We start from the raw sequence: 12337 nt of genomic DNA on the forward strand, positions 1-12337 counted from the left end.
GTTTCAATTTCCTTAAAAATAATAGGATTATTACAATGAGGACATGTATACTTCTCATGTAATTCCATCATATTGCTACTTCTTCTCGTTATTTGCTGTTGAAGCAACTTTGGATGATGAACCTTTCAATACAATGTCAGCAGCTTCCACTTTCCAAGTAACACTAGCAAAGTTTCCTGAACTCATCGCCATTGCTGTGATCTTAGGTTCAACAAGATCAACTTCAACAAAATCAGTAAAATCTTTAGGCTCAATGTGACCAGGTAACGTTACCTCAACTTGACCCCCCTGCACGCTAGAAGCAATATTGTACACTCTTGATTCAATGGTATCAGTTCTTTTTCCATCAACGTAAGTATAGCGCTCGCGGTTTAATCCCATGAATCTTAATTTTCCAAAAGTCATTTCTTCGTTAGGTACGATAAAGTTAAATTTCATTATATAAGTCTCCTCATTTTACGTGTTAATCACGATTTTTTATTTTAAAAAAGAATCGCTCCGACCTCGTCATCATGGCGCTTATCAGTCGCTCATAGCATAGCCAGTCATGGCAACCTAGTAGACCATTTATGATCATCAAGCTGCTTACAGCTATTTCGCACGCTTCTTCTAGCCTGCTGCGGCATTATTAAACATGATTGCCGTTAATCGTCAAATACTCACGCATGACATTTCATTCAAGAAGCCTTATAATAAAATTGTCTAGGTTTTATTATCGGCGTTCTTGATTCAGTCAAGGGCGCTTTTTTTGTCTGTATGTATTTTTCAAGGAACATCATTCCTTTTTAAACAGATACTCCACTTACATATGGGCCATTCAAAAGAATAACTTTTGGTTTACCACCAAATATGACTGGTGATTCGTCAACAAGAGGCATCCTAAAATAATTCGTCGGCTTCCCCTCTGAATAAAACGTCTGTCTAAACCATTGATCAAATTCCTCATATTCTTTGTGCAGTGACTCATCAATCTTTTTTTGAATTACTGCTGCTAGAGCAAATGTAATTGGTTCTTTTTCATTTTCAAACCTTTTTAAGGATTGATTGAAAAATTCTAAAAGGCTCAATTACTTCACAACCTCTCTTTTATCTCTCACGCTTTATAGTGGTGTAAACTCACACTATTCATTTAGCGAGAAGAGAAGAAATTTCTTGCATTCCGACATTATAATGTTTTTTGATTCTGCGAAACGACATCCCTTTTAGTAACAACTTTTCAATTACTTCTCGTGTCAATGGCTGTGATAAATAATGGTCTATGTACACATTATTTAGTGCCATTTTCATTCTTGCCGACCAGTTGCCTTCTAAAGTTTTTGCGAGTAAAACAGCTTTACTCATAAATTTGTGAGTATCTTGTAACTTCATGTTTATCACCCAGTCTTTACTTCCTCATTATAGAAATAAGCCTTTTCAAAGATAGCTTTATTTACTCTACCTCTAATTACCTTATAACCTTGCTTCTGCATTTCCCTATTTAACTCTCTAATAATTTCATAAGATTTTGCTTGTTTTACTTTGAGGATTTGTTGAATATCCTTGGCTGTTAAAAAGTCTTTCATTTTTTCACCTCTTCCAGAATAAAATCAACCCTTCGTGTAAATACTTTATTAAAATACACTAATCGTTTACTTCAATATAAAAAAACAACTTTTCGTGGAGTTTATATGTTTTTTCATCCCATTTTGTAAACGATTAGTTGACTATGTAATAAGAATAAAACAACTTTTAGTTTACGTCAACACTTTTTATAAACTTTTCGTTTACTTTAATGGGAAAATAAACGTTTTGTTGTATTATATAAATCATAATCAACTTTTCGTGGAGTGAAAATAATGACATTAGGTGAGAGATTAAAATTTGTTAGAGCACAAAAAAAATGGAGTCAAGAATATGCTGCTGAAAAAATAGGTATATCAAAAGCCGTATTATCCAATTATGAAAGAAATTACAGAGACCCAGATACAAACACATTAAAGAAAATAAGCGAAATTTATAACGTTTCAACTGATTTTTTATTAGGCAGAGATGAAGATGAAGATATTAGTGATCCGGTCTTAAGTGCAGCTTTTAAAGAAGCGATTGAGGAATTAAAGGATGAAGATACATTACTATTGATGAAAAGTGGCAATATAGATGCTGAAACAGCCACTCTCATAAAAAAAGCTTTAAAAAATGGAATTAGACTTGTAGATGAAATGAAAAAGAAAGAGTGATCGCATATCTATACTACTAAAGGAATTAAACACAAGGTTATTTCGCTATTAAAAGATTTTAAAACAAATAATGTGTATACCATCTGCGAACAATTAAATATTTCTATTCTTACTCATCCTTTAGGAAACGCGAACGGATTCCTTCAATACTACAAGGAACAAGATGTCTATCTAATCCATATAAATAACGATTTAGAAGAAAAAGATTTCATCATAGCTCATGAACTCGGACACTATTTTCTTCATAAAACCTTAAACACCTTTAGAATATCTAATTGTTCAACTGCACTTGAAGATAAATTAGAACACCAGGCTGACATTTTCGCTACTGAGCTACTTTTAACAGATGAAATGGTTATGAATGCTTATCCTCAAATTCAAAGCTGGTCTCTAGAGCAAGCAGCAACCTTTTACAAATTACCTATTACAGCTATTCAATATAAATATTCACAAATGCAATTGTTATCGAAAAAACGAACTGAGAACCGTTCTAACAATTATTTTAACCTCGCCTTTTAACGGAGGTTGGTTTTATTGATTAAAGAACTCGATAATGGTCAGTGGCTTGTAGATGTAAGTCTTGGTATTGACCCTATTACTGGTGAGAGAATTCGAACAAGACGTAAAGTTTTGACAGAAAAAGAAGCTGAAGATTTAGAAGTAAGAATCAAAAGCGAGTACGAAAAAGATCATTTTGTTCAGAAAGAAAAAATGGAATTCTGCGATTTATTGAATCTGTTTTATGAATATAGTGAGGCTGCACACAAAGGAACTTATCCCGAAAATATGATGTACTCTATAAAAAAGCATATTCTTCCTTACTTTAAAAAAAGCATTCTACAAAGAATAAGAAAAAAAGACATACTAAACTTTAGAAAACACCTTCAATCTAAAACAGAAAAAGAAAAAAAATTAAGTAATAAAACAATTAACAATATCATGACCATATTAAATCAAATCTTCAACGTTGGAATTTTAGAAGAGGCTTTGACATCTAATCCTTGCGACAATATAAAAAGATTACCCAAAGAACATAAAAAAATGAAATTTTGGACTCCACAAGAGTTTAAAGATTTTCTTAGCCTAATCCCTGGAGATCAATTACTATTCAAAACATTCTATACAACAGCTTATTTAACTGGAATGAGGTGTGGAGAGTTGTTGGGTCTTACATGGATAGATATTGACAGATATAAAAAAGAGATAGATGTCAACAAAGCCTCAACATTTATCAATGGAGAACATGTTTTAATTGAACCCAAAACAAAAACCTCTATAAGGCGAATAAGCATAAACAAGAAACTTTTAGATTTATTAGATCAATGGAGACAAGAACAAGAAAAGCTTTTTGATGATCTAGGTATTTCTCATTCAGACGAAACATTCATTTTTCAATATAAAGATACACCATCTAGAAAAGATATTTTCTCACGAAAAATTAAATATTTCTGTCAAGAAGATGAGAATTTAAAAGTAATCAGATTACACGATTTAAGACATTCACATGTTGCACTACTCATTGATCAAGGAGAGGAATATCACACAATCAAAGAACGATTAGGGCATGCATCTATAAGAACAACAATAGATGTATATGGACACTTATTTCCAAACAAACAAAAATCCATGGCTGATAAATTAGATGACATTATTTAAAAATATCAAATTCAAACAAAATATGCCCACTTAGATAAAGTAAGTGGGCACGTTTTGGGCATTTACGTGAAATACTATAAATAAATAAAAATACCAAAGGTCTATAAACCCTTGGTATCATTGATGCGGCCGAGAGGACTTGAACCTCCACGGGTTATTCACCCACTAGGCCCTCAACCTAGCGCGTCTGCCATTCCGCCACGACCGCGTGTATGATGTGCTCATATATTCATAAGTGCACTGTTTGAAAAAACAATGCGGGTGAAGGGACTTGAACCCCCACGTCATAAAGACACTAGATCCTAAGTCTAGCGCGTCTGCCAATTCCGCCACACCCGCGTGACAATGGTGAGCCATGAAGGACTCGAACCTTCGACCCTCTGATTAAAAGTCAGATGCTCTACCAACTGAGCTAATGGCTCATCTGCTATGCAGAAAAACATATATAAAAAATGGCTGGGCTAGCTGGATTCGAACCAACGCATGACGGAGTCAAAGTCCGTTGCCTTACCGCTTGGCTATAGCCCAACGAATCAAAAAACAAAACATGACCCGTACGGGATTCGAACCCGTGTTACCGCCGTGAAAGGGCGGTGTCTTAACCGCTTGACCAACGGGCCATACAATAATGGCGGAGAAGGAGGGATTTGAACCCTCGCGCCGCTTACGCGACCTACACCCTTAGCAGGGGCGCCTCTTCAGCCACTTGAGTACTTCTCCATTATGGCTCCGCAGGTAGGACTCGAACCTACGACCGATCGGTTAACAGCCGATAGCTCTACCACTGAGCTACTGCGGAATAATAAGACATGTTTCATTATATCTATGCCAGAAAAATGTGTCAAGAATTTTTAAGTGTTTCATTCCTGTCTCATTAGCGACGGCTTTTATAATTTAACATATACTAATATAACAGTCAAGCCTTTCTTCCTTCCTTTTTGTTTTCTGTTTAGACATGACAGAAAGACCCCGACCTCTAACTGAAAGACCAAGGTCTCCTTGCTGCTGCGCTCCCTATAGGTTCATGACAGCTTATACTTTCGCATCCACTTATAAAAGGTGCTTCTTGGCACCCCTGCTGACCTCGCTGCTTCTGACACATGACCTTTTGTTTTGTGCAGTGCTTCTATCACTGTTTGCTTTTGAATGCGTTCCCTAAACGTGAGCTCTTTTGGAATCTCGGTACATTCTACTGGAGGCAGCTTCTGCTTTTTCTGATCCATCGTCTCTAATACCGCCGTATATTGCGATTCACCAATCCATCCTCCTTTAGGAAACAGAACCCTTATATGTTCAAACAGATTAAAAAGCTCTCGTATGTTTCCAGGCCAATGGTACGCTTCCAGCTTACGAAAAAAAGATTCAGGAAATGTCGCATTCCATTGGTGTTTCTTTTGGTAATAACGATATAAAGCAACAATGTCTTCTTTTCTTTCCCTAAGCGGCGGGATGTTGATTGGATAGACATGAAGACGGTAATACAAATCTTCTCGTATTTTACCTTCCCTCAGCAGTTCGTTCATATTCCGGTGTGTCGCTGTAATGATTCTAATATCCAAAGGGATTTCGTGTGTCCCGCCGAGCGGTACGACTTTCCTTTCTTCAATGACCCTAAGAAGCGCCACTTGCATCGCATAAGGGATTTCGCCAATTTCGTCTAAAAAGAGCGTTCCTTTATGCGCCTGTTCAAATTTCCCCTTTGCTCCATGACGTTTTGCCCCTGTAAAAGCCCCTTCAGCATAACCAAATAGTTCGCTTTCTAACAGGCTTTCAGGTATGGCTCCACAATTCACGGCAATAAACGGTCCTTTATGTCTTTCACTAGCTAAGTGAATCGCTCGAGCGGCCAGTTCTTTTCCTGTACCTGTTTCTCCCCAAATATAGACATTTGCATCTGTTTGTGCCGCTCGTTTCAATTCGCTGAGCGTCTGCTGAAATACCGCACTTGTTCCAGATTCCCCGGGAAATTGAGAAAAAGAAACGGTTATATTACTCTTCGCTGCTTCTTCAAGAGAAAAAGACATCCCAAGCAGCTTTCCGTCTTGTTCTGACTGAATAATCTGCTTGTCCCGTGTAACAAATGTATCGTCCATGAGCAGCTCAACATCCATTCCGTACCAGTCTGAAAATCGGTCTCTAATCGGCTTACTTGCCAAAACAATCTGCTTTTTCTCATTACAGACAACATATGGTTCGTCCGCTTCTACCTGCTGGAGACAATGACTGATCAGCTCCATCTCTTTCCTTTTTTGCTGGACCTGAATTTCTCTCTCTATGGCATATGCAACTGTTGAAGCTATTCCAAGCATAAAAGGATGATTTTGATCCGCCATACAGGAGATATCAATGACTCCTATGATCGTGCCGTCTGCATCACGAATAGGGGCCGCTGAACAGCTCCAATGGTGGGAAGCGACTGAAAAATGCTCAGTTCCGTTGATGGCTACGGCTTCCCCAATGACCAGTGCCGTTCCAATAGCATTCGTTCCCACATCGGCTTCGGTCCAGCGCGCGCCCTCCATAAAATTTATTTTTTTCGCTTCGACCAGCGTCCTTTGACTTCCTGTCAGACTTAGCACATAACCATCTGCATCGATAAGTAATGCCATCATGTCAGATTCTTTTAATTGCTGACTGATTTTATTTAAGTAAGGAAGAGCTGCATTTAGGAATAGTGAGTACTTCTTTTTTTGAACACTGAATAATTCCTTTTCTAACAACGACTGTCCTTTATCTAAATACGGATTCACATTTGCCTGTTTACATCTGTGCCATGACTCCATCACTCTCTTATCCAGACGAGACCTATCAAGCAAACCTTCATGAACAAAACGTTTCCAAGTATTTAAATAACAAGGCGTCGGATTCATTCCATCCTCTCCTCTGGGGGCTTTTTATCCATTATAGATAATTATAAAAGCGCTTTCAATTATTGGCTGACCCAGGAAGTCATTCGGATAGAAAGTTTCTCTATCAGCAGTGCACCGCTCGCCCATTTGTTTGCAGCAAGGCTTCGTGTATCGCCTCAGAGAGTGTCGGATGTGCCGCAATAAACTGCTCTAATGTATCAGCTGTCAACTCTGTATGCATCATCACCGCCGCTTGTCCAATCAATTCTGTTGCATTCGGCCCGATAATGGATACACCTAAAATTTCTTGATATTGCGGTTCAACAATGACCTTTACTTGACCAGCTGGCTGATTTAAAATGAGTGCTTTTCCATTAGAAGAAAAAGCGAATTTCCCTATCCGAATCTCCCCATATTGTTTTCTAGCACTCTCTTCATTTAAACCGACACTCGCGATTTCTGGAGACGTGTAGATGCACCTTGGAATCACTTGTTCATTGACCTTTACATCTTCACCTGATGCATGTGATGCCGCAATCGTTCCTTCATGAAAAGCAGCATGAGCAAGCTGAACGCCGCCTGTCACATCACCGCACGCATAGATATGCGGAAGATTGGTTTGCATATGCTCATTCACGCAGATGCCGTTCCTATCAAATTCAATGCCGATCTGCTCAAGATTCAGCTCTCCCAGCCTCGGCTTTCTGCCAATGGCGACTAAACAATGATCAGACTGGATGTCACAGCACTCCCCATGATCCTTCTCAATGACCACTTTTTTTGAAATTGCATCAAGCTGTTTGACTGCGGTTGATGTCAAAATCTCCACACCTGCTTTTTGAAGCTGATCGTGAAGACATTTAGCCGTATCGTGATCTTCTTCAGGTAAAATGTGTGCTGCCTGTTCCACCATGACAACCTTTGATCCCATTCGGCTAAAGATGCTTGCAAACTCACAGCCGATCACCCCTCCACCAATGATACAAAGCGAATCTGGTATTGAAGGGAGCGTCATCGCATCCTTACTATCAATGATCCACTCTCTGTCAAATGGGGCGAAAGGTAAAGCAGCAGGTTCTGATCCTGAAGCAATAATGATTTGTTTTGCCTGAATGATTTCAGATTTCCCTTCACTTTCTATCAATAGCTCATGTGCTGAAAGAAATGATGCCTTCCCATTTAACACGCTGATTTTGTTTTTATTCATCAAATAACGAACGCCATCAGTCAGCTGCTTGACGACTGACCGCTTCCGCCTTTGAACGGCATCCCAATGAATGACAGGCTCCTTCCCTGGAAGCTCAATTCCAAAATGTCCAGCTGATTTCACATGCTCGTACATATCAGCGCTTTGCAAAAGTGCTTTCGTTGGAATACAGCCTTCATTCAGGCAGGTACCTCCTAACAGGCCTTGGTCGATTAGTACAACCTCTCTTTCAAAACGGGCGGCTGTTATTGCCGCCACATATCCTGCTGGCCCGCCTCCTATAATGACAAGCGTCATTCATTTCACCTTCTTCCTATAAAAGAATGGATACTGGATTTTCTAAATACGCTTTAACAGTTGATAAAAATTGTGATGCCGGCGCCCCGTCCAGCACGCGATGGTCAAATGTCAGACTGAGTGGCAGGATCGTCCCTTTACATAATTCATTCCCATGATATACAGGCATGTGATCCGCTTTGCCAACGCCAAGAATACCTGCTTCCGGCGGATTCAAAATCGGTGTAAAATGTTCCACACCATAGGCGCCTAGGTTAGTGATTGTAAAGGTAGAGCCTTCAATTTCATCGTGGAGAAGTCTGCCTTCACGTGCTTTTTTGCCATACGATTTGATGCTCTTCGCCAGCTCAATAAGTGAAAGTTTTTCCGCGTGCTGAATAACAGGCACTGCCAGACCGTGATCTAAAGCAGCAGCGATTCCAAGATGAACATACTCAAAAGTTTCGACTCTATCATTCTGATATTGACTGTTCATTGCAGGATGCTCTAGCAGGGAAAGAACCACTGCTTTGGCTACAAAATCGGTCATAGTTAATTTTATATCGTGTCGTGCTGCGGCTGTTTCGTTCAACTCAGACTGTAATGCTGTCAGCTTTGTCACATCCGCTTTCATCGTTATTGTTAATTGTGCACTTGTTTGCAGGCTCTCCATCATTCGCGAGGCAATGGTTTTCCGCATCATGCTGACTGGCTGAGGCTTTGTTGGTTCATTGTGTTGTTTTTCTTTTTCATCAGGAAGTGCCCGAAGCACATCCGCTTTCGTGATTCTCCCATCTGGACCTGTTCCCACTAAAGTATGAATGTCCAGATTAGCGCTTTGAGCAATCTTACGTGCCACAGGGGAGATTTTCTTTCTCTCTTTCTTTTGTTTTGGCGTCAGGTCTTTTTCCTTCTTTTCCTCGATCTGTTCATTTCCTTCACCGATATAGCAGATGACCGTGCCAGGCGGAACACCTTCTCCCTCAGGCACTTTTATATCCAATATGGTTCCTTCAGCAGGTGATTCGATCTCCATTTCAATTTTTTCAGAGTTGATGCTTGCAATGCTTTCCCCTTTATTTACAGTTTCTCCGACCTCTTTATTCCAGACAGATACCGTTCCTTCTTTCATTGACATGCCCAATTTCGGCATCACAACCTCGACAGCCATCTCCCTCTCTCCTTTCTTTAGTTCAAGATCTTGTCATGACTCTTTCCAACCATCTCTAATACGGTGTTCACAACCTTTTCAGGTGTCGGCAAATAGATATCTTCAAGCGGTGGTGAAAACGGAACCGGTGTATGAGGAGCCGTCACTTTTTTGATTGGAGCGTCAAGTAAATCGAACCCTTTATCCGCAACCAGAGAAGAAATATCTGCGGCAATTCCGCACCTCGGATTTGCTTCATCTACAATGACAAGCCGATTTGTTTTTTCTACTGAAGTTAGAATGGCCTCTTCATCGAGCGGTGACAAGCTTCTTGGATCAATCACCTCTGCTTCAATTCCTTGGGCAGCTAATTGCTCGGCCGCTTCGAGTGCTGTATGAACTTGTTTGCCTACTGCAAAAATGGTCACATCTGAGCCTTCTCTTTTCACATCTGCTTTGCCAAGCGGCAGCGTGTAGTATCGCTCTGGAACATCTCCTGTGATATTGTAAAGCGTTTTGTCTTCAAAAAAGATGACAGGGTCCTGATCCTCGATGGCTGCCAGCAGCAATCCTTTGGCATCGTATGGTGAAGAAGGCACCACTACTTTCAATCCAGGGATGCTTGTAAATAGCGCATACAAGCTTTGCGAATGCTGAGCAGCTGCTCTAAAACCCGCCCCATGTGTCGTTCTGATCGTGATCGGTACCTCTGCTTTTCCGCCAAACATATATCGGAATTTTGCTCCTTGATTCAGCACTTGATCCAGACAGGTGCCGATAAAATCATTAAACATGAGTTCTGCAATTGGTCTTAGCCCTGTGGAAGCTGCTGCCATGGCCGCACCTACATAGCCAGCTTCACTAATCGGTGTGTCAAGAACTCGCTCACGCCCAAACTCCTGAACGATTCCTTTCGTTACACCAAGCACACCGCCCCATGCTTCATCATCTTGTAAGTGATCGACATGAGCACCTCCAGCCACATCTTCCCCCATTAAAATGACATCCTCGTCTCTTCTCATGGCAAGTTTAATCGCTTCATTTAATGCACTAGACATGCTGATTTCTCTTGTCATTTTCCTCTCCCCCTTTGATTTATTGATACGAAACATACACGTCGGTCAATAATTCGGTCTGATCTGGATATTCACTTTCTTCACTGAATGTAACGGCTTCATCTATCGCTTCTGCTACAGCCGCTTCAATATTTGATAGCTCCCCATTCGTCAGCAGCTGCTGCTTGATCAATTCATTTTTAAAAAGAGCGATCGCATCTCTCTCTTCTTGGTGTTCTGCTTTTTCTTGATTGGTTTTGTAACGCTGGGCGTCTCCTTCGAAATGGCCATAATTTCGATATGTCATGCATTCAATCAATGTCGGACCTTCTCCATTTTTTGCTCGTTCAATTGCTTGCTCTGCAGCTTGATAAACGGCCATCACATCTTTTCCATCTACTTGAATCCCAGGAATGTCATAACCGGCGGCTCGATCTACGATTGATTTACAGCTTGAAGCATAGGAAAATGGTGTCGCTTCCCCGTACCCATTGTTTTCTGCGATGAAAATAACGGGCAGTTTCCAGATGGCCGCGAGATTGATTCCTTCGTGGAAAGTCCCTTGATTGTTTGCACCATCCCCAAAAAAGCAAACGCTTACATTTTCTGTCTTTTTATATTTAGCTGTGAGGGCTGCCCCGCACGCAAGAGGAAAGCCTCCTCCAACAATTCCGTTGGCACCAAGCATTCCTTTATCAAAATCTGCAATGTGCATGGATCCGCCTTTGCCTTTACAGAGACCTGTTGCTTTCCCATAGATTTCTGCCATCATTCCTTTTAGATCACAGCCCTTCGCTATACAATGGCCGTGGCCCCGGTGTGTACTTGTAATACTGTCTTTTTCATTCAGATGAGCACAGACTCCTACGGCAACAGCTTCTTCGCCAGCATAAAGATGGACAAACCCCGGCAAGATTCCTTTTGTAAAAAGCGTGTGCACCCGGTCTTCAAATTGGCGGATTTCCTGCATTTTTTGATACATCCATACGGCTTTTTCTTTAGTCAATGCCATTTCCATTTGATAAAACCTCCTATCTTTTTTGCTTGCACTTCTATACAAGCAAAAATCGTGCCAACATGACGACGCATGAACACTTAGGTTTTGAACGAATCATACCGATGAAAAAAGAGACAAAATGAGACATGCGTCTCTTTTTGTCTCAATATGTCCACACATCTATAGAAACAAAAAAAGCATCCCCATAGAGGAATGCTTGTCACAATGAATCGGTTGTGCGCAGCCACTTTAATTTCCCTTTGCAGACGCCGCATACATAACGAGAGGTATCAAACCGTCTTTTCCTTATAAAAGACCGGCCGCATCCTGTGCAAATATATTCATGGCGTTTCTCCGCACGGCGCTTATTTTGTACGGTTTTTAGCGGTGTACAAAAACGCGGGGCTCCTACTTTTTTTAATAAGGATTTAAAATCACGGTCGCGATGCTGATAGCCCTTTCCCTCAAGGTGCAGATGATAATGACACAGCTCATGCTTGATGATCCCGATTAATTCTTCTCGTCCATGCTCCTCTAGGTATCGGCGGTTCAGTTCGATGTTGTGTGTACCAAGTAAATATCGCCCGCCTGTCGTTTTTAGACGGTCATTAAAAACAGCCTGATGGCGGAATGCCTTGCCAAAGAACTGCTGGGAAATGTGCTCTGTTAACTGCTGTAACTCTCTCTCGTTCAATCAAGATCGTTCCTTTCTATAAAAACCTCGAACGGGACAATTTCCCCTATGCATACATTGAAGGTACATCCACTGTTTCGATCAAAGGAGGAATGGGCGATGCCCAACTGGCTGAAAAATCAGATGCAGAAGGCATTTTATGAGAAAAATCATTATCAAATCAAATTGCTAAATCAATGCTGGTACTTCTATAGAAAAAAACATTCAGTCACATCAAGGCACACCCCATCCTAAGGT

14 protein-coding genes and 7 tRNA genes are annotated in these 12337 nt (G+C 40.6%); 4 read left to right on the top strand and 17 right to left on the bottom strand.

The genetic code is table 11. The features are described 5' to 3' along the window. Positions 1–75 precede the first annotated feature (75 nt). From M1D84_RS16420 to xis, 4 genes are all read right to left on the bottom strand, one after another. A complete protein-coding gene (locus M1D84_RS16420; RefSeq protein ID WP_041092957.1) occupies positions 76–438 on the bottom strand; it encodes a DUF961 family protein in 363 nt (120 codons plus the stop codon). Positions 439–785: 347 nt separating this feature from the next. Beyond that, the gene (locus M1D84_RS16425) at positions 786–1067 is read right to left on the bottom strand and encodes a hypothetical protein (protein WP_019743981.1); all 282 of its coding nucleotides are present in this window, start codon (positions 1065–1067) and stop codon (positions 786–788) included. A gap of 58 nt (positions 1068–1125) precedes the next feature. Next, positions 1126–1368 (bottom strand): hypothetical protein, encoded by a 243-nt coding sequence (locus M1D84_RS16430; RefSeq protein ID WP_080563256.1) that lies wholly within the window; start codon positions 1366–1368, stop codon positions 1126–1128. A 5-nt stretch (positions 1369–1373) separates the two neighbouring features. Continuing rightward, on the bottom strand, positions 1374–1562 hold the full coding sequence (xis, locus tag M1D84_RS16435) for an ICEBs1 excisionase (RefSeq protein ID WP_019743979.1): 189 nt from the start codon (positions 1560–1562) through the stop codon (positions 1374–1376). Between the two features lie 273 nt (positions 1563–1835). Here xis and M1D84_RS16440 point away from each other — a divergent pair, with 273 nt between their 5' ends. From M1D84_RS16440 to M1D84_RS16450, 3 genes are all read left to right on the top strand, one after another. Beyond that, the gene (locus M1D84_RS16440; RefSeq protein ID WP_019743978.1) at positions 1836–2216 is read left to right on the top strand and encodes a helix-turn-helix domain-containing protein; all 381 of its coding nucleotides are present in this window, start codon (positions 1836–1838) and stop codon (positions 2214–2216) included. Positions 2217–2288: 72 nt separating this feature from the next. After that, positions 2289–2735, top strand: coding sequence for an ImmA/IrrE family metallo-endopeptidase (locus M1D84_RS16445; protein ID WP_081106425.1), 447 nt, complete (start codon positions 2289–2291; stop codon positions 2733–2735). A gap of 15 nt (positions 2736–2750) precedes the next feature. Next, entirely contained in the window at positions 2751–3872 is a 1122-nt protein-coding gene (locus tag M1D84_RS16450; RefSeq protein WP_268414721.1) for a tyrosine-type recombinase/integrase, read from the top strand. Between the two features lie 124 nt (positions 3873–3996). Here M1D84_RS16450 and M1D84_RS16455 read toward each other — a convergent pair. The 13 genes from M1D84_RS16455 to M1D84_RS16515 form a co-directional block, all read right to left on the bottom strand. Further along, positions 3997–4080 (bottom strand) — tRNA-Leu (locus M1D84_RS16455). Between the two features lie 48 nt (positions 4081–4128). Further along, positions 4129–4211: transfer RNA gene (locus M1D84_RS16460), tRNA-Leu, on the bottom strand. A 7-nt stretch (positions 4212–4218) separates the two neighbouring features. After that, positions 4219–4294: transfer RNA gene (locus M1D84_RS16465), tRNA-Lys, on the bottom strand. 31 nt (positions 4295–4325) lie between these two features. After that, positions 4326–4400: transfer RNA gene (locus M1D84_RS16470), tRNA-Gln, on the bottom strand. 20 nt (positions 4401–4420) lie between these two features. After that, positions 4421–4492: transfer RNA gene (locus M1D84_RS16475), tRNA-Glu, on the bottom strand. A gap of 9 nt (positions 4493–4501) precedes the next feature. Continuing rightward, a tRNA-Ser gene (locus M1D84_RS16480) sits at positions 4502–4592 on the bottom strand. Between the two features lie 4 nt (positions 4593–4596). Then, positions 4597–4671 (bottom strand) — tRNA-Asn (locus M1D84_RS16485). 223 nt (positions 4672–4894) lie between these two features. Next, positions 4895–6742: a sigma-54-dependent Fis family transcriptional regulator gene (locus M1D84_RS16490; protein WP_458106333.1), complete on the bottom strand. Its 1848-nt coding sequence runs from the start codon at positions 6740–6742 to the stop codon at positions 4895–4897. 103 nt (positions 6743–6845) lie between these two features. Beyond that, positions 6846–8225 (bottom strand): dihydrolipoyl dehydrogenase, encoded by a 1380-nt coding sequence (gene lpdA, locus M1D84_RS16495; RefSeq protein ID WP_458106334.1) that lies wholly within the window; start codon positions 8223–8225, stop codon positions 6846–6848. A 16-nt stretch (positions 8226–8241) separates the two neighbouring features. Next, positions 8242–9375: a dihydrolipoamide acetyltransferase family protein gene (locus M1D84_RS16500; protein ID WP_034622617.1), complete on the bottom strand. Its 1134-nt coding sequence runs from the start codon at positions 9373–9375 to the stop codon at positions 8242–8244. Positions 9376–9392: 17 nt separating this feature from the next. After that, on the bottom strand, positions 9393–10430 hold the full coding sequence (locus tag M1D84_RS16505; RefSeq protein WP_034622614.1) for an alpha-ketoacid dehydrogenase subunit beta: 1038 nt from the start codon (positions 10428–10430) through the stop codon (positions 9393–9395). Between the two features lie 19 nt (positions 10431–10449). Then, a complete protein-coding gene (locus M1D84_RS16510) occupies positions 10450–11427 on the bottom strand; it encodes a thiamine pyrophosphate-dependent dehydrogenase E1 component subunit alpha (RefSeq protein WP_034622611.1) in 978 nt (325 codons plus the stop codon). Positions 11428–11626: 199 nt separating this feature from the next. Then, the gene (locus tag M1D84_RS16515) at positions 11627–12100 is read right to left on the bottom strand and encodes a SprT family protein (RefSeq protein WP_044334710.1); all 474 of its coding nucleotides are present in this window, start codon (positions 12098–12100) and stop codon (positions 11627–11629) included. A gap of 99 nt (positions 12101–12199) precedes the next feature. On the opposite strand from M1D84_RS16515, the gene cmpA reads away from it, so the two are divergent. Continuing rightward, positions 12200–12334 (top strand): cortex morphogenetic protein CmpA, encoded by a 135-nt coding sequence (gene cmpA, locus M1D84_RS16520; protein WP_008346893.1) that lies wholly within the window; start codon positions 12200–12202, stop codon positions 12332–12334. Positions 12335–12337 lie beyond the last annotated feature (3 nt).

The organism is Bacillus sp. PK5-006, from assembly GCF_054161415.1.

Bases quoted from the DNA above. Each gene is read 5' to 3' on its own strand.
- M1D84_RS16430 (WP_080563256.1), bottom strand. From the start codon at position 1,368: ATGAAGTTACAAGATACTCACAAATTTATGAGTAAAGCTGTTTTACTC.
- M1D84_RS16420 (WP_041092957.1), bottom strand. From the start codon at position 438: ATGAAATTTAACTTTATCGTACCTAACGAAGAAATGACTTTTGGAAAA.
- M1D84_RS16490 (WP_458106333.1), bottom strand. From the start codon at position 6,742: ATGAATCCGACGCCTTGTTATTTAAATACTTGGAAACGTTTTGTTCAT.
- M1D84_RS16500 (WP_034622617.1), bottom strand. From the start codon at position 9,375: ATGGCTGTCGAGGTTGTGATGCCGAAATTGGGCATGTCAATGAAAGAA.
- M1D84_RS16505 (WP_034622614.1), bottom strand. From the start codon at position 10,430: ATGACAAGAGAAATCAGCATGTCTAGTGCATTAAATGAAGCGATTAAA.
- lpdA (WP_458106334.1), bottom strand. From the start codon at position 8,225: ATGACGCTTGTCATTATAGGAGGCGGGCCAGCAGGATATGTGGCGGCA.
- cmpA (WP_008346893.1), top strand. From the start codon at position 12,200: ATGCCCAACTGGCTGAAAAATCAGATGCAGAAGGCATTTTATGAGAAA.
- M1D84_RS16510 (WP_034622611.1), bottom strand. From the start codon at position 11,427: ATGGAAATGGCATTGACTAAAGAAAAAGCCGTATGGATGTATCAAAAA.
- xis (WP_019743979.1), bottom strand. From the start codon at position 1,562: ATGAAAGACTTTTTAACAGCCAAGGATATTCAACAAATCCTCAAAGTA.
- M1D84_RS16440 (WP_019743978.1), top strand. From the start codon at position 1,836: ATGACATTAGGTGAGAGATTAAAATTTGTTAGAGCACAAAAAAAATGG.